The 25,083-nt window shown below is 45.9% G+C and carries 21 protein-coding genes; 5 read left to right on the top strand and 16 right to left on the bottom strand.

Annotated elements, in window-relative coordinates; genetic code table 11:
• Positions 1-6 precede the first annotated feature (6 nt).
• The gene (gene sdaAA, locus NE638_RS05750; protein ID WP_015527274.1) at positions 7-876 is read left to right on the top strand and encodes an L-serine ammonia-lyase, iron-sulfur-dependent, subunit alpha; all 870 of its coding nucleotides are present in this window, start codon (positions 7-9) and stop codon (positions 874-876) included.
• A 288-nt stretch (positions 877-1,164) separates the two neighbouring features.
• Here the strand turns inward: sdaAA and NE638_RS05745 are convergent, their stop codons facing one another.
• The 4 genes from NE638_RS05745 to NE638_RS05730 form a co-directional block, all read right to left on the bottom strand.
• The gene (locus NE638_RS05745; RefSeq protein ID WP_243164966.1) at positions 1,165-1,959 is read right to left on the bottom strand and encodes a GTP pyrophosphokinase; all 795 of its coding nucleotides are present in this window, start codon (positions 1,957-1,959) and stop codon (positions 1,165-1,167) included.
• 205 nt (positions 1,960-2,164) lie between these two features.
• Positions 2,165-2,524: a P-II family nitrogen regulator gene (locus NE638_RS05740; protein WP_092068522.1), complete on the bottom strand. Its 360-nt coding sequence runs from the start codon at positions 2,522-2,524 to the stop codon at positions 2,165-2,167.
• 54 nt (positions 2,525-2,578) lie between these two features.
• Positions 2,579-3,817: an ammonium transporter gene (locus NE638_RS05735; RefSeq protein WP_092068756.1), complete on the bottom strand. Its 1,239-nt coding sequence runs from the start codon at positions 3,815-3,817 to the stop codon at positions 2,579-2,581.
• Between the two features lie 233 nt (positions 3,818-4,050).
• Positions 4,051-4,776 carry a TraX family protein gene (locus NE638_RS05730; protein ID WP_243148535.1) on the bottom strand — a complete coding sequence of 242 codons (726 nt, stop codon included), beginning with the start codon at positions 4,774-4,776 and terminating at the stop codon, positions 4,051-4,053.
• Between the two features lie 227 nt (positions 4,777-5,003).
• Here NE638_RS05730 and nudC point away from each other — a divergent pair, with 227 nt between their 5' ends.
• The gene (gene nudC / locus NE638_RS05725) at positions 5,004-5,840 is read left to right on the top strand and encodes an NAD(+) diphosphatase (protein ID WP_173745901.1); all 837 of its coding nucleotides are present in this window, start codon (positions 5,004-5,006) and stop codon (positions 5,838-5,840) included.
• 204 nt (positions 5,841-6,044) lie between these two features.
• Here the strand turns inward: nudC and glgP are convergent, their stop codons facing one another.
• Together glgP and NE638_RS05715 are read right to left on the bottom strand one after the other, a co-directional pair.
• Positions 6,045-8,312, bottom strand: a complete 2,268-nt coding sequence (glgP, locus tag NE638_RS05720; protein WP_173745900.1) for a glycogen/starch/alpha-glucan family phosphorylase — start codon at positions 8,310-8,312, stop codon at positions 6,045-6,047.
• A 215-nt stretch (positions 8,313-8,527) separates the two neighbouring features.
• Positions 8,528-9,445 (bottom strand): AraC family transcriptional regulator, encoded by a 918-nt coding sequence (locus NE638_RS05715; protein ID WP_015527280.1) that lies wholly within the window; start codon positions 9,443-9,445, stop codon positions 8,528-8,530.
• A gap of 284 nt (positions 9,446-9,729) precedes the next feature.
• Between NE638_RS05715 and NE638_RS05710 the strand changes: the two genes are divergently transcribed.
• A complete protein-coding gene (locus NE638_RS05710) occupies positions 9,730-10,944 on the top strand; it encodes an iron-containing alcohol dehydrogenase (protein WP_092068531.1) in 1,215 nt (404 codons plus the stop codon).
• A gap of 70 nt (positions 10,945-11,014) precedes the next feature.
• A complete protein-coding gene (locus NE638_RS05705; protein ID WP_110102901.1) occupies positions 11,015-12,394 on the top strand; it encodes an aldehyde dehydrogenase in 1,380 nt (459 codons plus the stop codon).
• Positions 12,395-12,451: 57 nt separating this feature from the next.
• Here the strand turns inward: NE638_RS05705 and NE638_RS05700 are convergent, their stop codons facing one another.
• The 8 genes from NE638_RS05700 to trpE all read right to left on the bottom strand — a co-directional run bounded on the left by NE638_RS05700 (position 12,452) and on the right by trpE (position 21,494).
• Positions 12,452-14,545 (bottom strand): glycoside hydrolase family 3 C-terminal domain-containing protein, encoded by a 2,094-nt coding sequence (locus tag NE638_RS05700; protein WP_173745899.1) that lies wholly within the window; start codon positions 14,543-14,545, stop codon positions 12,452-12,454.
• A gap of 184 nt (positions 14,546-14,729) precedes the next feature.
• The gene (gene trpA / locus NE638_RS05695) at positions 14,730-15,503 is read right to left on the bottom strand and encodes a tryptophan synthase subunit alpha (protein ID WP_110102899.1); all 774 of its coding nucleotides are present in this window, start codon (positions 15,501-15,503) and stop codon (positions 14,730-14,732) included.
• A complete protein-coding gene (gene trpB, locus NE638_RS05690; protein ID WP_110102898.1) occupies positions 15,496-16,680 on the bottom strand; it encodes a tryptophan synthase subunit beta in 1,185 nt (394 codons plus the stop codon). Before trpB ends, trpA begins: the two co-directional genes overlap by 8 nt.
• A 1-nt stretch (position 16,681) precedes the next feature.
• Positions 16,682-17,329, bottom strand: a complete 648-nt coding sequence (locus NE638_RS05685; RefSeq protein WP_173745898.1) for a phosphoribosylanthranilate isomerase — start codon at positions 17,327-17,329, stop codon at positions 16,682-16,684.
• Positions 17,330-17,436: 107 nt separating this feature from the next.
• Entirely contained in the window at positions 17,437-18,231 is a 795-nt protein-coding gene (gene trpC / locus NE638_RS05680) for an indole-3-glycerol phosphate synthase TrpC (RefSeq protein ID WP_173745897.1), read from the bottom strand.
• A gap of 129 nt (positions 18,232-18,360) precedes the next feature.
• Complete coding sequence (gene trpD / locus NE638_RS05675; protein ID WP_118368707.1) at positions 18,361-19,374, bottom strand: anthranilate phosphoribosyltransferase; 1,014 nt, start codon at positions 19,372-19,374, stop codon at positions 18,361-18,363.
• Positions 19,375-19,431: 57 nt separating this feature from the next.
• A complete protein-coding gene (locus NE638_RS05670; protein WP_118608411.1) occupies positions 19,432-20,010 on the bottom strand; it encodes an anthranilate synthase component II in 579 nt (192 codons plus the stop codon).
• Positions 20,007-21,494, bottom strand: a complete 1,488-nt coding sequence (gene trpE, locus NE638_RS05665) for an anthranilate synthase component I (RefSeq protein ID WP_118608412.1) — start codon at positions 21,492-21,494, stop codon at positions 20,007-20,009. Before trpE ends, NE638_RS05670 begins: the two co-directional genes overlap by 4 nt.
• Before the next feature lie 531 nt (positions 21,495-22,025).
• Here trpE and NE638_RS05660 point away from each other — a divergent pair.
• The gene (locus NE638_RS05660; protein ID WP_015527292.1) at positions 22,026-22,703 is read left to right on the top strand and encodes a GTP pyrophosphokinase; all 678 of its coding nucleotides are present in this window, start codon (positions 22,026-22,028) and stop codon (positions 22,701-22,703) included.
• A 17-nt stretch (positions 22,704-22,720) separates the two neighbouring features.
• Here NE638_RS05660 and NE638_RS05655 read toward each other — a convergent pair whose 3' ends face one another.
• Together NE638_RS05655 and NE638_RS05650 are read right to left on the bottom strand one after the other, a co-directional pair.
• Positions 22,721-23,704, bottom strand: coding sequence for an AraC family transcriptional regulator (locus NE638_RS05655; RefSeq protein WP_092068556.1), 984 nt, complete (start codon positions 23,702-23,704; stop codon positions 22,721-22,723).
• Between the two features lie 214 nt (positions 23,705-23,918).
• Positions 23,919-24,986, bottom strand: coding sequence for a substrate-binding domain-containing protein (locus NE638_RS05650; RefSeq protein WP_022427045.1), 1,068 nt, complete (start codon positions 24,984-24,986; stop codon positions 23,919-23,921).
• Between the last annotated feature and the right edge of the window lie 97 nt (positions 24,987-25,083).

The raw sequence follows: 25,083 nt of genomic DNA, 5'->3' as shown, positions 1-25,083 counted from the left end.
TGTTTTATGGATTTCAAAAATGCCAAGGAACTTCTTGCTCTCTGCCAGGAAAAAAAGCTTCCGATTTCCGAAGTAATGCGCCAGCGTGAGATCCTTCTCGGTGAAACCACTGCTGAAATCGTGGACCAGCGCATGGACCGTGTTCTGGAGATCATGAAGGATGCTGCTTTTTCCCCCATCAAAGATCCGGTGATATCTATGGGCGGACTGATCGGCGGTGAAGCCCGAAAGCTCTGCGAATTTCATGACCTGGGAAAAAGCCTGTGCGGAAATGTTCTCGGAAAGGGGATCACCTACGCTATGGCAACCCTTGAGACCAACGCTTCCATGGGACTTATCGTTGCCTCTCCTACTGCCGGCAGTGCCGGGATCGTTCCTGGAATGATGCTTGCTCTTCAGGAGGTCTACGGCTTTTCCGACAAAAAAATCCGCCAGGCACTATTTAATGCAGGCGCGATCGGCTATCTTGCCATGCGTAATGCAACAGTTGCCGGTGCTGTTGGCGGATGTCAGGCTGAGGTCGGAATCGCTTCTGCAATGGCTGCTTCCGCTGCTGTGGAGCTTCTTGGCGGTACACCTCTTCAGTGTACTTATGCTGCTTCCACGGTTCTTATGAACATGCTTGGACTTGTGTGCGACCCTGTAGGCGGCCTGGTAGAATATCCCTGCCAGAACCGTAACGCAGCCGGTGTTTCCAATGCCCTAATCGCAGCCGAAATGTCACTGGCCGGTATCCCCCAGTTCATCCCGCTGGATGAGATGATCGATGCCATGTATACTGTGGGCAAAAAGCTTCCTGCAGAGCTTCGTGAAACTGCTCTCGGCGGTTGTGCAGCCACACCGTCCGCCTGTGAAAAGTGTCATCTTTGCAGTTGAAATGCAACTATGGCAGAGAAAAAGCAGTTGGATATCTTATGCCCCATTTGTTGCACAGCTCTATATTGAATAATAACTTCATAGTTTGCTCAGTCAGATAATAAAACGGAGAATTCCTTAAATTTTTCTTTCGGGAATTCTCCGTTTTATTTTTTATAAATCCTAATTTATAATTTCATGTGTAAATATCTTTTATTTCTCCAGCACCGGGATATTCTCCTTTTCTGATGCAGTAATTTTACAGGTTTGTCATAAAACAGGCATTCTGATCTCGCATTCGCTGATTGCTCAGATTTTTTCGATTTTATTTCGTAATCCCAGCATTCTGTGATCCAGATTAGCAATTTCTTCTGCATATTTTTTTAATTCTGTTTCAATTTCCGCATTGTCTCTTTTTTTATAATACAATTCATATTCTAACACAGACCAGTAATCCATCGCAATGGTCCGAAGCTGTATTTCCACCAGTTCTTTCTGTTCACCTTCCGCAGAGTAGATAGGTACTTTCACGATCAGATGAAGACTTTTGTAGCCGTTTTTCTTTGGATTTTTAATGTAATCCTTTATCCGGACGATCTCGATATCCTTCTGCATTTCCAGGGATTCTGCAACCTGGTAAAGCTCATCCTCAAACGGACAGACTACACGGATGCCGATGAGATCTTTCAGATTTTTTCTGGCTGTCTCGAAATCCGGTTCCAGGCCTTTTTTCAGAAGTTTTGCGTAAATACTTTCCGCACTTTTGATCCGACTGGTAGTCTGACTGATCACAGTACGTTTTTTCTGCCCGGAAAGCTCTGCATTGATCATCTTCAGTTTTGCCATAAGGATATCGATGGCCGCCTTACAGCGGAGGCGGTAGTCCGGATCCTTGATGTAGCATGCGATGGCTGCTGTTTTTTCTGCTGTCAGTTTCTGATTTTCTGGTTCTATTGAATCCGGAACTCTGCTCTGCTCTGACTTCTGAGCCGGAGCATCCATTTTTGGATTCTCCTTCTCCTGCTCTTCTTGGTCCTGTTCGAATCCATCTTTAATAGATTTCTGTTTTTTTCTTATTTTTTTCTTTGATTTCTTTTTTGTCATGTCTGCCTTATCTATTATTTTTAGTTTTCGTGTACATCTTATATATTATACCGGCCACATGCTGTTTTTCATCAAATCAACGTAAGACTATTGTTAAATCTGTGGTAAAAAAGTCCTCCGAAAAATCTCAAGATTATATCTCCTGATATCTCTGCGACTTCCCGAAGGACTCTTTCACACATAATTTACATATTAATAAAACAATTTACAGAAATTCCGACTGCAGCGCATCGTATCCGGTCTCACCTGTACGGATACGAACAGCGTTACGGATCTCGTAGCTGAATATCTTACCATCGCCCGGATCACCGGTGAATGCTGCTTTCTGAATGGCATCAATAACTTTAATCTCCCAGTCTTCTGATGATACTACAATCTCAAACTTGATCTTCGGTTTCAGAAATACATCGATCTTGGAACCACGGACATATTCTGTATAGCCGCGCTGTGTTCCGCAGCCCATGATCTGGGTTACTGTAAAACCGTTAACCTGGATCTCATTTAACGCTGCTTTGACATCTTCCATTTTTTCTTCTCTTACGATTGCTTCTATTTTAATCAACATACTATAATCTCCTCTTTAACACCATCATTCACATTAACAGGAAATGGACTCTTATCAGTCAAATCCATTAAATGACGGATATGCATTCTCTCCATGCTGGGACGCATCCAGACCAACCATCTCTTCCTTCGGATCTACACGAAGCGGTGTAAAGATCCGCACGATCCCGATACAGATCAGCGTTCCCACAATAGCAACCGCAATGGTGATCACAATACTCAATACCTGCGCCAGGAACAGACGGTGATCTCCAAACACAAGGCCATCCCATTTTGCAACCGAGTTAATGGAAGTTTTTCCGAAGAGACCTGTTGCGATTCCTCCCCAGATACCACCGATACCATGGCAGCCAAAAGCATCCAGGGCATCGTCGATCTTCAGCTTCTGTTTCAGAAGGATCACAGTAAAGTAACAGATCGGGCTTACCAGGATCCCAATGATAAAGGATGCCCATACCGGTACGAAACCAGCTCCCGGTGTAATGGCTACCAGTCCGATAACAAGACCTGTGGATGCACCAACCAGTGTCGGTTTTCCCTCGCGGATCACCTCGATCAGCATCCAGGTCAGCAGTGCGCAGGCAGAAGAAATACTGCTAGTCATAAAGGCATGTGCCGCAAGGCCGTCTGCCTTCAGCGCACTTCCTGCATTAAAACCGAACCATCCGAACCACAGCATAGCTGCTCCGAGAAATACAAATGGGATATTGTGTGTGCGATAGGTTGCTTTTGCATAGCCTCGTCTCTGTCCAAGATAAATGGCAAGAACCAGTGCACTGACACCGGAACTGATATGTACCACATTTCCTCCTGCAAAGTCCACAGAGCCAATGGCTGCCAGAAATCCACCGTCTCCCCAGACCATATGTGCCATTGGATAATACACGATCAAAGACCAGATCGCAATAAAGAAAAACAGCGCCTTAAAACGCATTCTTCCAACCACGGCACCAGTGATCAGTGCTGGTGTGATCATCGCAAACATCATCTGGAACGCCACAAATACCAGATGCGGGATCGTATCCGCATAAGGTCCCGGCTCCCAGCCTACGCCATTCAGCGCAAACCAGCGAAAATCTCCGATGATCCCGCCATGATTTCCTCCAAATGCCAGAGAATATCCAAACAATGTCCACATAACTACGGACAGTCCCATGATCGCCCCACAGGCCATCATGGTATTTACCACATTTTTCCTGCGGACCAGTCCTCCGTAGAAAAACGCAAGCCCAGGTGTCATAAAGAACACAAAGGCTGTACAGATCAGCATAAAGCCGGTATCTCCTGCATTCATAATCATTCCTCCTCGATTCCCTCATTTATTTCTGCAACGCAAAAAGCGCCTGGAAACTCAATTTCCAGACGCCTTTGTCATGTCAGTTAGCATAGCAGATAATTTGTGGGTTTTCAAGAGTTTTTTCGCTATTTTTCTGTTTTCTTACAGAATTACTATGTTTTATGTGGATATGAAATTTATTTTCGGCAATCTATCCGTTTATAAATATTGGAGAGATTTTATTTTATCTCTTACTGTACTATAACACGGATTATGCTCAGGATCAGCAGATGTGCCGGATAAAAAATATAGAAAAACCACTTGGAAAACTTCGGTGCTTTTTCGGATTTTTTGCCATTATAGAAGCACAGGATGATGATTCCTGATGCCACGATCCCTGCTGCCGAAAACAGAGCATGGATCATTGCCGGTCCGGCTGCCATTTTTTCCACGTAGGAGCTGTAGTTAAACAGCACAAAAAGGGCAGCACCGACTCCGTACGCTGTTATCATCCTCTTCCTGTTCCCCCAGCTCTCATGGAACCAGATGGTAAAAACCGGTGCCAGGATTGCCCAGTCCGAACAAACGGATAGTAAAAGAAGCAGGATCAGAAGTGGAATTCTCCATTTACTTGCCATCATCCTTTCCTGAACAACCAGGATCATAAAGCAGATAAACAGAGTAAAGATCATATTCAGCTGTGAATTCCCAAAGGCCATCATATAGGGAACCTGGGAGATCCCGGCAAAGATCAGAAGTCTTTCGCCATATTTTCTCCTGGAATGTGTATAGTAAAAACCTTCCACAAGAAAATAGCACATGGTAATGGCTGTGAAGTAGCCAATGTCTATAAACACTTCCCACAGGATCGTGTTTTCCGGCAGAAGCACGTTGGCGATATGATTCAGAAGCATGGTAAAAATTGCCAGATATTTAATGGCATCCCGGGTCAGTCCCGGCTTTTCTGTTGTTGGCATGATCTTCTCCTTCTGTGCAGAAAAATTTTCAGACCTTTCACATCTTCTGCACAATATAATACATTTATCTTACACTGATTTTCTGACTCATACAACTTTTTTTGTTATTGCTGGAGTTGCCTTTTTCTTAAGGTAAGCTTATACTGTAGAAAGCGTGCTGTATTTTATATGGCAAAATTTCTCAGCAAACACTGTAAAACAATAAATTCGGAAAGGAATTATCGATCATGATCCAGGATATCGCACCACATGCCTATCACAATGAGTACAAACCTGTGGCCCCGGATAAAGAAAGCCACATCCTCGCCTATGAAGAAGGAAAGATCCTTATGAAAAAAGATGGCGAGACTATGACTCTTCCAAGCTTTGGAGAGCTGGAAGGAAAAGTTGAAAATCTCTATGAGAATTATATCTATCTCTTCTCCATTGACGAAGAGCATTTTTATCTGATCCCGGATCTTGACACCAGTCTCCTTCCTGGTTATCAGTTTGAGATCACAAGAGTTCTCCGCACAGCGGAGCCACAGTATCTGGCTTTCGCAGGAATCACCGGATATCAGCTCTTTCAGTGGTACAGCAAGCGCCGTTTCTGCGGCTGCTGCGGCAAACCGATGGTACATGATAAACATGAGCGCAAGATGATCTGCCCTGCCTGTGGAAACGGTGAATATCCGGTGCTTTCTCCGGCTGTGATCGTAGGCGTTACCAACGGTGACAAGCTGATTCTCTCCAAATATGAGGGCCGAAATCACACCCGCTACGCCATGATCGCAGGTTTTGCCGAGATTGGCGAGACCATCGAGGAGACTGTCCACCGTGAAGTTATGGAAGAGATCGGCGTAAAGGTCAAAAATCTCCGCTACTACAAAAGCCAGCCATGGTCCTTCTCCGGAACACTTCTGTTTGGCTTCTACTGTGATCTGGATGGCGACGACACTCTGACTGTAGACCACGATGAGCTTTCCATGGCCTCCTGGTTCAACCGGAAAGACATTCCGGATGAAGGAGATAATATCAGCCTTACCAAGGAGATGATGATGGCATTTAAGCATGGAAAAGCCTGAAGTATCGCTTGCCTGATTCCGTAAACAATTTTTCGCAACCAATTTCACAAAAAACACCGGCCATTCATCTGTAACATGTCCTGTCCAGGCTGCCAGATCATCTCTGACATCTCAGCCCCAGTACATATTCCAATGAATGCCGGTGTTTTTATTTTCTATTTTTCTATTTTTCTTCCGAGCCGGAGCAATCTGCCTAAAACCGTTTTATTTCTCCGGTGTCAGATGCCAGATATCTCTGTTGTACTCTTCGATGGTTCTGTCTGAAGAGAAGTATCCTGCTTTTCCGATATTTACAAGCATTTTCTCTGCCCATGCGGTTCTGTCCTCATAATCGGACAGTGCCTGATCTTTCACCTTTGCATAATCCTCGAAGTCAAGAAGAGTCATGAACCAGTCTTTGCTTACGATCTCATGATGCAGTCTTCTTAAATGCTCCTCACTTCCAATAGAAAGAAGCTCGTTTCCTACGATAAAGTCTACTGCACGACGGATGCGCTCGTCTTTCTCATAAAACTCTCTGGAGCAGTAGTCCGCCTTTTCATAGTGTTCGATAACCTGCTCACTGGACTCTCCGAAGATATAGATATTATCCTTGCCTACCAGCTGGCTGATCTCCACATTTGCACCATCCATGGTTCCCAGTGTTACAGCGCCGTTGAGCATGAACTTCATGTTTCCTGTTCCGCTGGCCTCCTTGGAAGCAAGAGAAATCTGCTCGGAGATATCGCAGGCAGGGATCAGCTTCTCTGCTGCACTTACGTTGTAGTTTTCCACCATAACAACTTTCATGTACGGGGAAACCTCCGGATCATTGTTGATAAGCTCCTGTAAGCAGAGGAGAAGGTGGATAATATCCTTTGCGATAACGTATGCCGGAGCTGCCTTTGCACCGAAGATAAAGGTTACCGGGCGCTGCGGCTTCTCGCCTGCCTTGATCTTCAGGTAACGGTCAATGATGTAAAGTGCATTCAGCTGCTGACGTTTGTACTCATGAAGACGTTTGATCTGGATATCATAAACACTGTGTGTATTGATCTCTTCACCTGTGTTGGCTTTGATAAACTCCGCACATCTCTTCTTTGCATCCTGCTTGATCTTAAGGATATTTGCAAGAACGTCCTGATTTCCCTTGAAGCCAAGCATCTTGTCAAGCTCAAAGGAATCCTTGCGGAAGCCGTCACCGATCATGGATGTGATGTACTCTGTCAGCGGATGGTTGCAGTGAAGGAGCCATCTGCGGAAGGTAATTCCGTTTGTCTTGTTATTGAATTTCTCCGGATAGATCTCATAGAACTGATGAAGCTCTGTCTCCTTCAGGATATCGGTATGAAGGGATGCAACACCGTTGATGGAAAATCCGTAGTGGATGTCCATATGTGCCATGTGTACCAGGTCGTTCTTGTCGATGATGGCAAGATTTTCCTGCGGATATTTTGCTTTGATACGCTCGTCCAGCTTGCGGATGATCGGCATCAGATCCGGAACAACCTCCTCAAGATAGGAGATCGGCCATTTCTCAAGTGCCTCTGCAAGAATGGTATGGTTGGTATAAGCGCATACATGAGATACGATCTCGCATGCCTCCTCGAACTCGATTCCACGCTCTGTAAGGAGACGGATAAGCTCCGGAATTACCATACTCGGATGTGTATCGTTGATCTGGATCACTGCGTAATCGGCAAGGTCATGAAGATTGCAGCCTTTTGCTGTTGCCTCATCCAGGATCAGCTGTGCCGCATTGCTTACCATGAAGTACTGCTGATAGATACGAAGCTTTCTTCCTGCATCATCGCTGTCATCCGGATAAAGGAACAGTGTCAGGTTGTGGAGCAGATCCTTCTTATCAAAGGAGATTCCCTCGCCCACAATGCTCTCGTCTGCAATATCAATATCAAAAAGGCGAAGTTTGATCGCTTTGTTCTCATAGCCTGCAACATCAATATCATACAGTGTGGATTTCAGCATAAAGCCCTTAAATGGGACATAATAGGAAACGCCTGCATCTGTAAGCCAGCTCTCCGGCTGGATCCAAGGATTCGGTGTCTCAAACTGAAGATGATCCTTAAACTCCTGTTTGAAAAGTCCAAGGTGATAATTAAGTCCGATTCCTTCTCCCGGAAGTCCCAGAGTTGCAATGGAATCCAGGAAGCATGCTGCCAGACGGCCAAGTCCGCCGTTTCCAAGAGATGGCTCCGGCTCGATCTCCTCGATCATGGAAAGCTCTTTTCCGTTTTCTTTAAGATATTTCGCAACTTCATCATAAACGCCCAGATTGATCAGGTTGTTGGAAAGAAGCTTACCGATAAGGAACTCTGCGGAAATATAATAAATTTTCTTTTTTCCTTCCTGGTAGCCGCGGCCCTTCAGCTGCTCCTTTGTCCAGGAGAGAAGTCCGTGATAGATTTCCTCGTTTGTACAATCTTTTACATTTTTGTTATATTTGTCTTCAAATACTTTGCTTAATGTTTCCATTTTGATCTCCTTTCATGGATCTTGATGGGATGAAATATGTTTTTACAAGGTTGTTTGCTTTGTTTTTGATGATATTAGGATATCACGCATTTCTTTTCAAAAATATAACAATCCTGTCATGATATGCAAGATATTTGTCAGACTGTTTTTCACTTTTTACTGTAGCTCTGCATAAAAACATAACCGATACATATGCGGTTGCTTCGGGAGATTTCTCAGATCTGTCTCATACTCTTCCTGTACTTATGCGGTGAAACCTTATTGGACTGCTGAAATTTCTTTATAAAATAACTTGTACTGTTAAATCCCACCTGCATGGCGATCTCCGTCACAGGTGCATCGGAATGCGTAAGAAGATACTTCGCCTTCTCCATACGGAAGTCATTGATGTATTCCACCAGGGTTTTTCCCGTATACTGGCGGAAAAGCTTCATAAAATAATACTCACTGTAATTGGAAAGTCCGGAAAGCTCTGAAACGGTAAGATTCTCCTGGTAGTGAAGGCTGATATGATCCAGCACTTCCTTTACTGCCGCAAGGCTCTTGTTCTGCTCTGTGCTTACCGGGATAATATAATGCTTCGTCAGCATCTCATAAAAGAAATCAAAGAACAGCATTTTCAGCTTCACATAGAAATATGGCTTCTTCTCCGTATGACAGTCATGGATCTCCAGAAAAATTTCCCGTAGCTTCTCATATCCGGAATCTCCTTCTTCTATATGATGGCAGAATTCTGCCTTGTTTTCTATTAATGGTGATACCACACATTCCTGGCAGATATCTCCCGGCTGACCTGCAAGGAAGCCCAGGCTGAAAACCACACTCTTATAATAAAGAGGCTTCTTAAGATCCGTGCGCATACTATGGAGAACTCCGCAGTTCACGATCAGGATATCCCCCTTTTTCAGGCGGATGCTCTCCCGGTTCAGTCTGGCAAAGCCACTGCCTTTTTCAATATACATGATCTCCATCTCACTGTGCCAGTGGTCATACAGTGCATGAAAGATTTCACAGTTCGCCATATAGGTTTCCACCGGCAGCTCAAAGGAACCGTGAGGGCTTAATTCTTTTAAATTATCATCCACTTCGGATACGTGAAGAGGATTTTTTGCGGATGTGTCTGTTTCTGGCATGATTTCCTCCGTGATCAATATCTATCCTGCGGACATTTGCCTTCCGCTGGATATCCAATCCTTACATAATGATTCTGTTTGACTCCCTTAGTGTAAAGGATATTTACAACCATGACAATATTATATTTCCTGTTTTCTTTTTTATGACGTTACGGTTACTCTGTTCTCAGCAACACGCTTCGCGATACACTTCCATAAACGGCAATCTTGACTTTTCCCCTTCCAACTGCTATATATAATATTTAGAATAAAATAATTTGACTTTAAAAGGAAAGAAAACTACCATGAATCCATTAAAAAAAGCTTACTGCCGGGTTTTCCAGAATGTCTTTAAATTCGCCCTTCCACTGCTTCCTTACCGCAATCCGAAGATCATCGGAAGCGTCAAAGGTATTCCGGAAGTTCTGGAAAAAAGAAACTATAACAATGTACTCATCATCACAGATGCAGGGATCCGAAGCCTTGGCCTTACAGAAAGACTGGAGCAGACACTGAAGCGAAGCTGCATCTCTTACCACATCTACGACAAAACCGTTGCCAATCCAACAACCGTCAATGTGGACGAAGCCCTTCACATGTATCTGGACAATGACTGCCAGGCGATCATCGGCTTCGGCGGAGGTTCCAGTATGGACTGTGCAAAAGCCACAGCAGCCCGCATTGCCAAGCCACACCAGTCTCTTGCTCAGATGAAGGGAATCCTGAAGATCCACAAAAAGCTTCCTCTTCTCATCGCCATCCCCACGACTGCAGGAACAGGAAGTGAAACAACACTTGCTGCTGTCATTACCGATGCAGAAACACGGCACAAATATGCCATCAACGATTTTCCGCTGATCCCACGCTACGCAGTCCTTGACCCGAAAGTGACTTTAAGCCTTCCGCCGTTTATCACAGCTACCACCGGCATGGATGCCCTGACTCACGCAGTGGAAGCCTACATTGGAAATTCCACTACACCTGGCACAAGAAAAAATGCCCTGGATGCTGTCAGACTGATCTTTGAAAATCTGGATACCGCCTACACAGACGGCAATAATATTGAAGCAAGACGAAATATGCTCCGCGCCTCCTATTTCGCAGGCTGTGCCTTCACCAAATCCTACGTTGGATATGTCCACGCAATTGCACATTCCCTCGGCGGAAAATATAATGTTCCACATGGGCTTGCCAATGCAGTGATCCTTCCTATGGTACTGGAAACATACGGAGATTCCATCACTCACAAACTCCGCAACCTTGCCGTAACTGCCGGTCTCTGCGATAAACATGAAGACGATAAAACTGCTGCCCGGATGTTTATTGATGCAATAAAAGATATGAAAAAACGCTATGGCATCGGAGACTATATCCCGGAAATCCAGGAAACAGACATCCCGGAGCTTGCCCATTACGCAGATAAAGAAGCCAATCCTCTGTACCCGGTTCCTGTGCTGATGGATGCCGGCGAACTTGAGACACTGTATTACAGACTGATGCCTCCGGCAGGCAATTGCTAAAACAGCCATTGGCATAGAAAGATTTTTTCGATATTTCGAATACAGTTTTTTCAGAAAGGACTACAATTCCATGGAAAAAGAACAGATCAACCAGCTTTTAGATAAACAGCGCCAGTACTTCTACTCCGGCGCAACTCTTGACCTTGATTTTCGCATCAGCGCCCTGAAACGTCTCCGCGCTTCCATCCGGAAACACGAAGATCAGATCCACGCCGCGCTGAAAAAGGATCTTGGAAAAAGTAATTTCGAAAGCTATATGTGTGAGACCGGACTGGTGCTCTCCGAGATCACACATATGCTGAAAAATATCCGCTCCTACGCAAAAGAACAGACCGTTCCAACTCCACTGGCACAGTTCCATTCCCACAGTTTCCGCAAACCATCCCCCTACGGTGTTGTTCTCATTATGAGTCCGTGGAACTATCCGTTTCTTCTCACTATAGAACCACTGGTAGACGCCATTGCAGCCGGAAACACAGTCATCCTGAAACCAAGCGCCTACTCACCGGCAACAAGTGAAGTGATCCGTCTTCTCATCCATGAATGTTTCGATGAAAAATACGTTGCAACTGTCACAGGCGGACGTGCGGAAAACACACATCTTCTCAGTCTGCACTTTGATTACATCTTCTTCACGGGAAGCCAGTCTGTGGGAAAAGAGGTCATGAGAAAGGCTTCCGAACACCTCACACCAGTCACTCTGGAGCTGGGTGGAAAAAGCCCCTGCATCGTGGACAAAACAGCCAATCTCCGCCTTGCGGCAAAACGTATCGTATTCGGCAAGTTCCTGAACTGTGGCCAGACCTGCGTGGCTCCGGACTACATCTACTGTGATCCGGAGATCAAAGAAGCCCTGGTCGCAGAGCTTCGCAGACAGATCACACGCCAGTATGGAAAAGAAGCACTGAAGAACCGGAATTATGGAAAGATCATCAACGAAAAGCATTTCGACCGTATCAACAGTCTGATCGATCCTTCCAAAACTGTCTGCGGCGGTGGTTCCAACCGTGAAACACTTCAGATCGAGCCGACGGTTCTTGATAACGTAACCTTCGAAGATCCGGTCATGCAGCAGGAAATCTTCGGTCCGGTACTTCCGGTCCTCACCTATGACTCTCTCGGAGGTGCCGTAACAAAGATCAATTCCATGGCACATCCGCTGGCTCTTTATATCTTCACCGAAGATGAAAAAAATGCCCGGGAAGTTACTTCCCGATGTGGTTTCGGCGGTGGCTGTATCAACGATGTCCTCATACATCTGGCAACCAGCAATATGGGCTTCGGCGGCTTTGGTGAAAGCGGCATGGGATCCTATCATGGCATCGACGGCTTCCGGACATTCTCTCATTATAAGAGTATTGTAGATAAAAAGACCTGGATCGATCTTCCTATGCGGTATCAGAAATATCGGAAGATTTATGAGAAAATGGTACGGTTGTTTATGCGTTAGATATAAAGGGAGGGCGCTACCTGATGCATCGCCCTCCTGTTACTTTAGATTTTCTTATTATTTTTCCCAGATGATCTTTACCGGCATGATCCCGGTCAGTTCTTTGCTTTTTTCATCCGGCTGGCTGCAGCCTGCATAAATTTCAAATTTCTTTCCTTCTTCCATCCGTTTTCCTGTTTCATCTACTACGGTGAATGCTTTTTCCCATATTGGGATTTCTATTTTTCGGCATTCTCCCGCCTTCAGGAATATCCGATGAAAACCGGCCAGCATCGGATTTGGAATGGCATTTTTGCTGTCGATATTTTTTACATAAATCTGAACAACATCCTCTGTATCATATGCGCCGTTATTCTGCACTTCTACCTCCACGTTTATCTTCTGTCCACATGTTTTGACCTCTGCTTTATCTACTGCCACCTTACTGTACGTCAGACCATATCCAAAAGGAAACTGTGCTTTTCGTTCCATATAGCGATATGTTCTGCCTTTCATGGAATAATCGGTAAAATCCGGAAGTTCTTCCAGGCTTTCATAAAATGTCACCGGAAGTTTTCCTGATGGCGAGATTTCTCCAAACAATACCCTTGCCGCTGCCTTCCCGCCCTGGCATCCAGGGTACCACAGCATCATGACTGCATCAAATTTCTCTGCCGCATATTTCAGATTAAGGTCACTTCCTGCCAGCAGACAGAATACTACCGGTTTTCCGGTATCTGCGATCGCTTCCATCAGTTCTCGCTGTACTCCGGGAAGTTCAATATCTTCTTTATCTCCCGATACATAGCTGTTTCCGGTGTCTCCCTCTTCCCCTTCCAGTGTCTCATCCAGTCCCATACATAAGATCACCACATCGCTGTTTTCCGCAACCACCTTCGCTTCCGCAATACGATCTCTGGTAAACGCAAGGTGCTCCGTCCGGTCTCGGAACAGATCACAGCCTCTGGAAGTAAGGATCCTTACATCGTCTCCCACATAATCCTGGATGCCTTCCTGTATGGTAACATACCTGGAAGCTGTCCCATGATAATTGCCGATCAGCGCCTGTCTGCTGTCCGCATTTGGTCCGATGATCCCTATTGTTTTCAGTTTTTCTTTATCAAGCGGAAGAATCCCGTTATTTTTCAGCAGAACAAAGCTTTTTTCCGCTGCTTTCTCCGCTGCATCCAGATGCCTGGGAGATTCTACCTCCAGATAGGAGATATTGTCATATTCGTTTCCATCAAACAACCCCAGCAGATACCTTGTGGTAAAAAGCCGCACTGCTGCCCGGGTTATGGTTTCTTCTGTGACAAGCCCCTTTTCGTATGCCTTCATAATGTGAAGATAGGTATTTCCACAATTCAGATCACAGCCATTATTAATCGCCAGAGCTGCAGATTCAACGGCTGTATCCGTTACCATATGGTGTTCGTGAAAATCACGGATCGCCCAGCAGTCTGATACAAAATGCCCCTGAAATTTCCATTCGCCTCTGAGTTTTTTCTGTAATGTGGGACTTCCGCAGCAGGGTTCCCCGTTTGTCCGGTTATAAGCTCCCATAACCGCTTCTACTTTGGCTTCTTTTACCAGACCTTCGAATGCCGGCAGATACGTTTCTTCCATATCTTTTGCGGATGCTTCCGCATCAAATTCATGACGGAGTGCCTCCGGCCCGGAATGTACTGCAAAATGTTTGGCACAGGCTGCTGCCTTCATTGTATCCCCATTTCCCTGAAGTGCTTTTACAAAGGAAACTCCCAGTTCTTTTGTAAGATACGGATCTTCCCCATAAGTTTCATGGCCTCTACCCCATCGTGGATCACGGAAAATATTGACATTAGGAGACCAGAACGTCAATCCCTTATAAATATCTCTGTCACCGTTTACGGAATATGCATTATACTTTGCTCTGCCCTCTATTGCCACGATACCGGCCATCTCTGCCACGCTTTTCCGGTCAAAAGCTGCCGCCATTCCGATCGCCTGTGGAAAAACCGTTGCCTGCCCTGCTCTGGCAACACCGTGAAGTCCCTCATTCCACCAGTTATACGCCGGAATTCCCAATCTTTTTATTGCAGGTGCATCGTACCTTAACTGACTGGCCTTTTCCTCCAGAGTCATCCTGGCAACCAGCGCTTCTGCTTTCTTCTTTGCTTCTTCCCGATTCATCCCCAATTTCCTCCTCACCTTTTTTTATATCATCTATCATTTGGTCTCTGACTGTCAAGTAGATATTTCCTGCAATTTTTCCGGCCTCTGTTCAGAGCAGAAAAAAATCTGCTTTACCCTTTCTTTGGGATAAAGCAGATTTTTATTACACTTTGTGATCTGTGTTCCAATTTCAGCCGGGAACTTATCTGATCGCATCCTTCATCTCTTTCACATAAGCCTTCACCTTCGGCACGCAGTCTTTGCCGTAGGCACCACAGAGCTTCACGATCGCAGATCCTACAATGGCACCGTCTGACTGATCTGCCATTTTTTTTGCCTGCTCCGGTGTGGAGATTCCGAATCCTACTGCACATGGAATGTCTTTCTGAGCTTTTACTAATTTCACCATAGCTCCGATATCTGTGGTAATGCTGGTACGCATTCCTGTTACACCAAGGGAAGATACGCAGTAAACAAAGCCTTCCGCCTCTTTTGCGATCATGGCAATCCGCTCATGGGAGGTCGGTGCGATCAGGGAGATCAGGTCAAGGCCGTACTGTTTGCACACAACATCAAACTCTTCTTTTTCCTCAAACGGAACATCCGGAAGAATCAGTCCATCCATTCCAACTTCCGCTGCTTTCTTGATAAAACGCTCTGTTCCGTAAGAAAATACTACGTTTGCATAGGTCATGAATACCATTGGGATTTTTGTATTTTTACGGATTTTTTCTACCATTGAAAAAACTTTATCTGTAGTCACGCCGCCTGCAAATGCCCGGACATTGGCTTCCTGGATCACAGGTCCCTCTGCGGTAGGATCTGAGAACGGGATCCCAAGCTCGATCAGATCTGCTCCTGCTTCTTCCATTGCATAAACCAGCTGCTCTGTTACCTCCAGAGACGGATCTCCGCAGGTCAAAAAAGGAATAAATGCTTTTCCGTTTGCAAATGCCTCTGTAATTCTCTTATTCATGAATATCCTCCCCTCTGTAGCGGGCGATTGCCGCACAGTCCTTATCTCCACGTCCTGAAATGGTAACTACCATGATCTTGTCCTTTCCAAGTGTCGGTGCGATCTTTTTCGCATAGGCCACTGCGTGGGCACTTTCGATCGCAGGAATGATTCCTTCTGTTCTGGAAAGATATTCAAAAGCCTCTACTGCTTCGTCATCTGTAACAGGAACGTACTCTGCTCTTCCGATATCATAAAGGTGTGCATGCTCCGGACCTACACCCGGGTAATCAAGACCTGCGGAGATGGAGTATACCGGTGCGATCTGTCCGTATTCATCCTGGCAGAAGTAAGATTTCATACCATGGAAGATTCCGAGACGACCAGTTGCGATGGTTGCCGCAGTCTCCGCAGTATTCACGCCACGTCCTGCTGCCTCACAGCCGATGAGACGAACGTCTTTGTCCTCAATGAAATTGTAGAAAGTTCCGATAGCATTGGAGCCGCCGCCCACACAGGCCAGGACAACATCCGGAAGTCTGCCCTCTTTTTCCAGCATCTGCTCTTTGATCTCCTTGGAGATCACGGCCTGGAAATCACGTACGATGGTCGGGAACGGGTGCGGGCCCATAACAGATCCCAGTACATAATGGGTATCTGCAATACGGTTTGTCCACTCACGCATGGTCTCGGAAACGGCATCCTTTAAGGTTGCGGTTCCGCTTGTGACTGCATGGACTTTTGCTCCGAGAAGACGCATTTTGTAAACATTCAGTGCCTGACGTTCCGTGTCTTCTTTTCCCATGAATACCTCACATTCCATTCCCATCAGTGCTGCTGCGGTTGCAGTTGCAACACCGTGCTGGCCGGCTCCTGTCTCTGCGATGACACGGGTCTTGCCCATTTTTTTTGCCAGGAGCACCTGACCAAGTACGTTGTTGATCTTGTGGGCTCCTGTGTGGTTTAAGTCTTCTCTTTTCAGATAGATCTTGGCTCCGCCAAGGTCCTCGGTCATATGTGCCGCATAGTAAAGACGGGATGGTCTTCCTGCGTATTCATTGAGAAGCTCTGTGAGCTCACGGTTGAATTCCGGGTCGTTTTTGTAATGGTTGTATGCTTCCTCAAGCTCCAGAACGGCGTTCATCAGTGTTTCCGGGATGTACTGTCCGCCATGGATGCCGAATCTTCCTTTTAACATGTTATATTTCCTCCTTTATGTTCCTTACTGCGTATACTGCTTCTAATATTTTATCCGGGTCTTTGTGACCGTCGGTTTCTACACTGCTGCTTAAATCTACTGCCCAGGGGTGAAGCAGATGTATGGCCGATTCCAGATTTTCACAGCCCAGACCTCCTGCCAGAAACCAGGGACGTTTGATCGCCGGTACCAGACTCCAGTCGAAAGTTTCTCCTGTTCCTCCTGCGCCCTGATCCAGCAGAATATAGTCTGCTTCCGAACGGACCGCTTTCTTTATATCTGCTTCTGTTTTTATGGAAAAAGCCTTTATCAGAATCTGGTCTGTCATGGTCTTAAGCTGTCTGATATAATTCTCGTCCTCCTGGCCGTGAAGCTGTGCCAGTGCGATGGTTTCTTCGTTTAAAAGCTGTGCGGGAAGCTCCACCGGTGCATTGACGAATACGCCTACCGGCAAAATGCTATCATCCAGTTCTTCCCGGAGAGCCTTCAATTGCTCCACGGTGACGTTTCTTCTGCTTTTTGGGAATTCTACAATGAATCCTGCAAAGTCCGGTTTAGCCTGGTTAACTGCCTGGATATCTTCCGGGCGGGTCAGGCCGCAGATCTTGATCCTGGTTCTGCTCCCATGTTTCAACGGTTGTTCTCTCATATTCAGCCAATCCTGCCCTTTCTGTCTGACCCTGCCCCTTCCTGTTTCGTTACTATTTGCTGCTGGTCAGCTCTGTTACTTATTTGCTCTATTCTTTCGTTTGGCCTTTATACAAGCGCTCCACCATTCAGATTTTCCAATGCAGCTTTCTTATCCGGGCTTCGCATCAGGGTCTCACCGATCAGGACTGCACCTACCCGGTTTCTTTCCAGGATAGCGATATCACCTGCGTTTTTGATTCCGCTCTCAGACACAAATACCACATTGTCCGGTGCCAGGTTTCGAAGACGGATGCTGTTATTCATATCAACCTTAAAGGTTTTCAGATCACGGTTGTTTACACCGACGATCTTTGCACCTGTCTTTAATGCTCTTGCCACTTCATTCTCGTCATGAGCTTCCACCAGTGCATCCATTCCCAGAGTTTCTGCAAGCTCTCGGTATTCCAGGAGTTCCTGGTCATTTAAGATAGCACAGATCAGAAGTAAAGCCGATGCACCGAATGCTTTTGCCTGATAGATCATGTACTTATCCACCGTGAAGTCCTTCCGAAGAACCGGAATATCCACTGTTTCTGTGATCTCACGGAGATAAGTGTCACTTCCCATGAAATAAAATGGCTCTGTGAGGCAGGAGATCGCAGATGCACCTGCTGCCTCGTATTCTTTCGCAATTTCCAGATACGGAAATTCCGGTGCGATCAGCCCCTTGGAGGGGGAAGCTTTTTTTACTTCACAGATGTAGGACATACCCGGCTTTTTCAACGCTTCCAGAAAGGACGGCTGCTGTGGTGCTTTTTCTGCCAGGATTTTCAGCTGATCCAGGGGAAACTGAAGTTTTTCCTTCCGGATACGTTCTCTTGTTTTTTCTGCGATTTCCTCCAGAATGTTTTTTTCGCTCATTCTTTGTTTGTCTCCTTGATATTTCAGTTCAACTCTCATTCGGCAATTTCAAGAAGTCTGACCGATTAATGTTTCCGTTCGTATCTCTTCCGATAGGGATTGCCGATTTCTCTTCTGCCGCTATTATTTTCAAATCTCGTTACTTAATTTGATAAATTCCGCAAGCTTAGCAGCAGCTGCACCACTGTCGATCAGGTTTTCAGCCTTTCTTACGCCGGCTTCCAGGCTCTCTGCCTTTCCGGCGATATAAAGTGCTGCACCTGCGTTCATGCAGACCGCCTGACGCTTCGGGCCTTTTTCGTTTCCGTTTACAATGGCTTTTGTGATCTCTGCGTTCTCTGCCGGTGTGCCGCCTGCCAGATCTTCTTTGCTGCAGCGTGTATAGCCGAACTGCTCCGGTGTGATCTCATAGGACTGGAACCATCCGTCCTTGATCTCGCACACAGAAGTCGGTGCGCTCATGGAGATCTCATCCAGCTTATCCTGCCCGAAAACTACCATTCCGCGGTTCACGCCAAGCTTCATCATAACCTGTGCCAGCGGCTCTACCAGAGACTGGTCAAAGACTCCCATCAGCTCCATGTTTGCGCCTGCCGGGTTGCTTAATGGTCCGAGGATATTAAATACCGTGCGGATTCCCAGCTCTTTACGGATCGGTGCCACATATTTCATGGCAATATGATAATTCTGGGCGAACAGGAAACAGATGTTAATCTTTTTCAGGATCTCTGCACTTTTTTCCGGCGGGATGGTGATCTTTACGCCAAGTGCTTCCAGAACATCTGCTGCACCGCTCTTGGAAGATGCTGCACGGTTTCCGTGTTTTGCTACCGGAACGCCACCTGCTGCGATCACAAGAGAAGATGTCGTGGAAATGTTAAAGGAGTTTGCTCCGTCACCACCGGTTCCTACGATCTCCAGAACATTCATATCGTGGAGAAGCTTGATGCAGTGTGCACGCATTCCGGCTGCTGATGCAGTGATCTCATCAATAGTCTCTCCTTTCAGGGAAAGTGCAGTAAGGTAGGATGCCATCTGTACCGGTGTTGCCGCTCCGTCCATAATCTCATTCATTACGGCTTCTGCTTCGTCATATGTAAGATCTTCTTTTTTTGAAAGCTTGATGATTGCTTCTTTGATCATTGTTGTTTCCTCCTGTTCTGTAACGATTCTATCTTTTATGGATTGCTGTTCTCGGTCTTATCTGTCTCTGATAACCTTCATAAAGTTCTCGATCATTGTTTTTCCATCCGGTGTCATAACAGATTCCGGATGGAACTGTAATCCGAATATCGGATATTCTTTATGCTCCAGTGCCATCACCTCTCCGTCCTCAGACTCAGCGGTAACAACCAGTTTCTCCGGTAAAGTATCCCGGATAGCTGCCAGTGAGTGATATCTGGCTGCCGGAAAAGTTTCCGGAAGTCCTTCAAACATCCGGCTCTTTCCAACTTTATGTATCTCTTTCTGCTTTCCGTGCATCAGCTCTTTTGCGTAGGATACTGTCCCTCCGAAGGCTTCACAGATGGACTGATGTCCAAGGCAGATACCCAGGATCGGCAGCTTGTCTTTGAAATATTTTATGGATTCAATACAGATTCCCGCATCCTCCGGTTTTCCCGGACCAGGGGAAAGGATCAATGCCTCCGGCTTCATGGCCTCCAGCTCTTTGATGGTCACTTCATCATTTCTTACCACTTTGATATCCGGCTCCACATAACCGATCAGCTGGTAAACATTGTAGGAAAAGCTATCATAATTATCGATCAGTACTATCATTCCAGTCCCTCCTGTGCAGTTTCAATTGCCTGTACAACGGCTCTTGCCTTGTTGCAGCACTCCTGAAATTCACTTTCCGGAATACTGTCTGCTACGATCCCTGCTCCTGACCGGATACAGATCTCACCGTTTTTCTTATAAACCAGGCGAATGGCAATACAGGTATCCAGGTTTCCGGCAAAATCCAGATATCCGATAGCACCGCCGTAAATGCCTCGCTTGCTCTGTTCCAGTTCCTGGATGATCTGGCAGGCACGGAATTTCGGTGCTCCGGAAAGTGTTCCTGCCGGAAGGATGGCATCCACTGCATCCACCGCATCCCTGTCATTCCGGATCTGGCCGGTAACTGTGGAACCAATATGCATCACATGAGAAAAACGCTCGATGCACATATATTTTTCTACGTTCACGGTACCGATCTTACTGATCTTTCCGATATCATTTCGACCAAGATCCACCAGCATGTTATGCTCGGCACGTTCCTTCTCATCAGCCAGGAGTCCTTTTTCCAGCGCCAGGTCTTCTTCTTTTGTCTTGCCTCTTGGTCTTGTTCCTGCAAGCGGGAAGGTACTTAATTCTGTTCCTGCAAGCCTGGCAAGTGTTTCCGGGGAGGCTCCTGCAATCTCAATATCATCACTGGAAAAATAAAACATATACGGCGAAGGATTGGTAGCCCTGAGAACACGGTATGTATCAAACAGACTTCCCTCTGCTTTCGCTCGCATCGGATTGGAGAGCACCACCTGGAAAATATCTCCTTCGTGTATGTAATGCTTCGCTTTCTCAACCATCTCACAGTATTTTGCTTTCGGGAACTGCGGCTCAATGGAAGATTTCAGTTTCAAAGACGGAAATTCCTTCTGTTTTCCGTTTCGGATCAGATCTGCCATCTCTTTTAATTTTGCTTCCGCCTTCTGATAGGAATTTTCCGGATCATCCGTCATCACACCGGTGATCAGAAGCACCTTCTGTCTGTAATGGTCAAAGGCGATCACCTGGTCAAAAAGCATCAGATCCATGTCCCGAAAATCCTGTACTGTCTCGTCGGTAAGCTTCAGCTTCGGCTCGCTGTACTTAATATAATCGTAGGAAAAATATCCTACCAGACCTCCGGTAAAGGTCGGCATATTTTCCAGCACCGGGCTTTTGTATTCTTTCAGGATCTCCCGAATAGCATCTCCCGGATGCTTCGCCTGCTGTACGGTTTTTTCTTCAGTTCCGTCCTCATGGATCCTGCGGATCTGAAGCTTTCCGTCTGTACAGGTGATCTCCATGGATGGCTCATATCCCAGGAAGGAATAGCGTCCCCATACCTCTGTCTGGCTGGCACTTTCCAGAAGATAGCAATGTCTGCTGGCTGTGCGTAAGGTCCTCATGACTTCTACGGGTGTATAGCGGTCGGAATACAGCTCTCTGCATACAGGGATTCGCCGGTATTCGCCTGACTGTGCGAGTTCTTTGATTTTTTCTAATGTTGGATACATATACAGGCCCTCCTGAGTTTTTCATTCCTTACCGGAGGACGGGACATTCGTGATCTGCATTCGCTGCTTGCTCATGAAATCAAAGAAAAGCCCGTCTCCGACAGAATCTGGTTCTGTCAGGGACGAGCTCTAAATTCAAAATCACCCGCGGTGCCACCCTGATTCACGGTCTGACCCGTGCACTTGGCGGAATACCTTCATATTCCCGGCAACTGACGTATGCCCTCACGTCACAGAATACTTGATACCCGAAAATATCTTTCCCTGTGCCCTCTGCGGTCCATTTGATAAACTGCCTCTCGACCCGGCTCTCACCCTCCCGGACTCTCTGTGCGCGCATGAATATCTTTATCTCCGCTTCAACGGTTTAGTGGTTTAGTGGTTTACTTAATTAAACTTTTTCTATAAAATAGCACAGCTTTTCTGATATGTCAATACAAATGTTGAAAAAAATATCATTTTGTTCTATAATTGTATGAAAGTAATTGTTATAAATATTACATAAGAAAGGAGTTTCACCAGAAAAACACTATGGCTGAAAGAAATACAAACACCTGGCTGGATACCCCTGATCCACAGGTTTTTATCAAAAATTCCGCAAAATTTAATGATCTGATGATGATGTATCGATGTACGGTCCGTGAGGTACGCACCAAGCTGGAAGTCCTCAACGATGAATTTTCATTGGAATATAAACGTAACCCGATCTCCTTCATCAAAACAAGGATCAAAAAGCCGGAAAGCATTTACAAAAAGCTCAAAAAGCTCGGCTATGAGTTTACTGCGGAGAATATTCAGAATCAGCTGAATGACGTGGCAGGCATCCGTGTTGTCTGTGCCTTTATCGATGATATCTACACTATTGCAGACCTGATCACCAGGCAGGATGACATTACCGTCATCCAGGTAAAGGACTATATCAAAAATCCAAAGCCAAACGGCTACCGCAGTTATCACATGATCGTGGAAATCCCCGTATTCTTCTCCAAGGGAAAAACTCCCATGCGTGCAGAGATCCAGATCCGTACCAACGGTATGGATTTCTGGGCAACTCTGGAGCATCAGCTGCGTTACAAGCAGAATATCGAAGAAATGGACGGTTATGAGGATGTCAGCAATGAACTGCTGAACTGCGCCCGCACTGTGATCGATATGGATAACGAAATGCAGCGGATCAAAAACAAGATCGGACAATTCCATGATATTTAAAAAAACAGGTGAGGCTGTTACAGCCTCACCTGTTCTTTCTCACTGTTTTTCACCCGGAACGCCCGTGGTGTCATGTGATAATGTTCCTTGAATACCCGATGAAAATAACTGTTATTTTCATAGCCTACAGCCGCAATGATGTCACTGACAGGCAGATCTGTTTCACACATCAGCTCTACAGCCTTGTTCAGACGTTTTCTCTGAAGAAGTTCCTTGAAATTAAACCCTGTGCTTTTCTTGATCATCTTACTGAGGACATGCATGGGAAGATGCAGACGACCACAAAGCTCCGTCAGCGTAGCAGTCCGGTATTTCTGTTCAATATAATCCAGTGTTGTCATAGAGATCATATTTTCGTACTGATTGGGCAGACGCATCTCCACATACTGCACCGATTCTATCAGATACATGAATATCAGGCCCATTGTGGTCTGATTGATCCGCTCTCTGTTCTCCTCACCGTTTACAAGAGAATAGATGATATTTTCCAGAAGATTCTGGATCTGCAGCACTTCCGCAACCTTAAAATGAAGATATTCCCCACGCTCTTCATCCTGTCGCAGGACATTCACCAGAAAATCTGCCAGCATATTGTCATTGCCCGCCATGGAATAGGCCACATCAAAAAACTCCGGCAGCACCATAAAATTGATCGCAATATCATTCTGCCCCGCTTTCAGAATCTCATGCTTCGTAAACTGATTGAGAAAAAGCAGCTCGCCTTTGTTAACTATGACTTTTTTTCCGTCAATGATATTAGTCAGAGATCCCTCACACACATACAGCACTTCCACAAAATTATGCCTGTGAGCCGGAAAATACACAAAACGGGTGTGTGTACGCACAGCGATCAGCCTGCCTTCTTTCAGCATTTTACGGCTGTCCACAGTAAAGTCCCGACCGGATGTGTAGAGATCTCTATCCACCTCTGCTTCTCCATCCAGGATTTTTCTCTCTTCCTCTGTGATCTTTCTCAGCTGATCCAGTAATGCCTGCTGCATGTGTTTTGCTCCTTCATCTGTTCATGGTTTTCTATTCTGCTGTCCTCATTTTAACACCGCAGCCATAAGAGTACAACCAGAATCAAAAGACTGAAATTTTTTCGGAAACCTTCTATACACCAAATTCAAATATACGAAACAAGGCGGAGTCCGAAGACTCCGCCTTGTCCCAAAAGGATTTATCATATGATTATACAGTCAATCTGAGGATTGATTAGTACAGCTTAGCCATCTCCTCGATGTTGCTTGTATCGAATTTCAGAGGTGCACCAAGAACAACCTCTGTACCGCCGTCATCTGCCTCTGTTACTGTGTAGTCACCAAGGTCACCAGCTGTGAATTTGTCATCTTTAGCACCTGTGATGTCTTCGTTGATCAGAGCGATTGTTGTGTAAGCACTGAGTTTTCCAAGGCCCTGCATATCCCACAGATAGAAGTATGGGCAGGAATGAGAATCATCATCACCTGTGTACTCCTGCATCTCGGATGGAAGTCCAAGACCTGTCAGCTTGCAGGAAGATCCGTTATCCTGAAGATATTTAGCAGCTGCTGCGATACCAACTGTTGTAGGTGCGCAGATAACCTTCAGATCCTTGTAGTTCTGAAGAAGAGCTGCTGTCTGGTCTGTGGATTTCTGCGGCTCATCATCACCGTATACAACGTCTACAAGCTCAAGCTTGCTGTATTTGTCATCGCCTTCCATGATGGTCTTCATCGCGTCGATCCATGCGTTCTGGTTAGCGGACTGAGATGTAGCGGAAAGGATAGCGAACTGTCCCTCACCACCGGAAATATCAAGAACTGCATCCATAAGTGCCTGAGCAACTTCTTTTGTACCAGCCTGGTTTACGAAAATCTCACGGCTGTCTTTGTTCGGTGCGGAGTCGAAGGAAGATACCTTGATTCCCTCATCCATAGCTTCCTCAAGCTTAGCCTGAAGAGCGTTAACATCGTTAGCGGAGATACAGATTGCATCGAAGTCCTGAGAAATCAGGTTGTCAAGAACCTTGATCTGCGCATCAGCTGTAGCTGTCTCAGGATAAACGACCTGAACCTCGCCGCCTTCAGCCTCTACTGTCTCCTGGAAAGATTTCGCTGCGATCTCGAAGAATGCATTACCGGCTGCTTTACCAACCAGAGCGATCTTTTTGCCTTTTGCAGAATCGCCAGCTGCTGCTTCTGTCTTAGTATCTTCGGATTTGTCATCTGCTGCAAGAACCGGGCAAACTGTACCAAGAACCATTGCTCCACAAAGGATTGCGCTAATTACCTTTTTTTTCATTGTTGTTCCTCCCTATAAGAATATAATTTTTTTATATGCTACTGCCTCCGCTACACCAATGGAGGCAGCTAACAATCATATGAGTTTCAAAAGTGAT

The sequence above is a fragment of the Blautia sp. MSK.18.38 genome (assembly GCF_024460535.1).
Classification (GTDB): Bacteria; Bacillota; Clostridia; order Lachnospirales; family Lachnospiraceae; genus Blautia_A; species Blautia_A fusiformis.
This window is presented reverse-complemented; position numbering and strand designations above follow the sequence as displayed.

What these genes read in the sequence shown, in the direction of transcription:
- sdaAA (WP_015527274.1), top strand. Translation starts at nt 7, where the DNA reads ATGGATTTCAAAAATGCCAAGGAACTTCTTGCTCTCTGCCAGGAAAAA.
- NE638_RS05745 (WP_243164966.1), bottom strand. Translation starts at nt 1,959, where the DNA reads ATGACAAAAAAGAAATCAAAGAAAAAAATAAGAAAAAAACAGAAATCT.
- NE638_RS05740 (WP_092068522.1), bottom strand. Translation starts at nt 2,524, where the DNA reads ATGTTGATTAAAATAGAAGCAATCGTAAGAGAAGAAAAAATGGAAGAT.
- NE638_RS05735 (WP_092068756.1), bottom strand. Translation starts at nt 3,817, where the DNA reads ATGAATGCAGGAGATACCGGCTTTATGCTGATCTGTACAGCCTTTGTG.
- NE638_RS05730 (WP_243148535.1), bottom strand. Translation starts at nt 4,776, where the DNA reads ATGCCAACAACAGAAAAGCCGGGACTGACCCGGGATGCCATTAAATAT.
- nudC (WP_173745901.1), top strand. Translation starts at nt 5,004, where the DNA reads ATGATCCAGGATATCGCACCACATGCCTATCACAATGAGTACAAACCT.
- glgP (WP_173745900.1), bottom strand. Translation starts at nt 8,312, where the DNA reads ATGGAAACATTAAGCAAAGTATTTGAAGACAAATATAACAAAAATGTA.
- NE638_RS05715 (WP_015527280.1), bottom strand. Translation starts at nt 9,445, where the DNA reads ATGCCAGAAACAGACACATCCGCAAAAAATCCTCTTCACGTATCCGAA.
- NE638_RS05710 (WP_092068531.1), top strand. Translation starts at nt 9,730, where the DNA reads ATGAATCCATTAAAAAAAGCTTACTGCCGGGTTTTCCAGAATGTCTTT.
- NE638_RS05705 (WP_110102901.1), top strand. Translation starts at nt 11,015, where the DNA reads ATGGAAAAAGAACAGATCAACCAGCTTTTAGATAAACAGCGCCAGTAC.
- NE638_RS05700 (WP_173745899.1), bottom strand. Translation starts at nt 14,545, where the DNA reads ATGAATCGGGAAGAAGCAAAGAAGAAAGCAGAAGCGCTGGTTGCCAGG.
- trpA (WP_110102899.1), bottom strand. Translation starts at nt 15,503, where the DNA reads ATGAATAAGAGAATTACAGAGGCATTTGCAAACGGAAAAGCATTTATT.
- trpB (WP_110102898.1), bottom strand. Translation starts at nt 16,680, where the DNA reads ATGTTAAAAGGAAGATTCGGCATCCATGGCGGACAGTACATCCCGGAA.
- NE638_RS05685 (WP_173745898.1), bottom strand. Translation starts at nt 17,329, where the DNA reads ATGAGAGAACAACCGTTGAAACATGGGAGCAGAACCAGGATCAAGATC.
- trpC (WP_173745897.1), bottom strand. Translation starts at nt 18,231, where the DNA reads ATGAGCGAAAAAAACATTCTGGAGGAAATCGCAGAAAAAACAAGAGAA.
- trpD (WP_118368707.1), bottom strand. Translation starts at nt 19,374, where the DNA reads ATGATCAAAGAAGCAATCATCAAGCTTTCAAAAAAAGAAGATCTTACA.
- NE638_RS05670 (WP_118608411.1), bottom strand. Translation starts at nt 20,010, where the DNA reads ATGATAGTACTGATCGATAATTATGATAGCTTTTCCTACAATGTTTAC.
- trpE (WP_118608412.1), bottom strand. Translation starts at nt 21,494, where the DNA reads ATGTATCCAACATTAGAAAAAATCAAAGAACTCGCACAGTCAGGCGAA.
- NE638_RS05660 (WP_015527292.1), top strand. Translation starts at nt 22,026, where the DNA reads ATGGCTGAAAGAAATACAAACACCTGGCTGGATACCCCTGATCCACAG.
- NE638_RS05655 (WP_092068556.1), bottom strand. Translation starts at nt 23,704, where the DNA reads ATGCAGCAGGCATTACTGGATCAGCTGAGAAAGATCACAGAGGAAGAG.
- NE638_RS05650 (WP_022427045.1), bottom strand. Translation starts at nt 24,986, where the DNA reads ATGAAAAAAAAGGTAATTAGCGCAATCCTTTGTGGAGCAATGGTTCTT.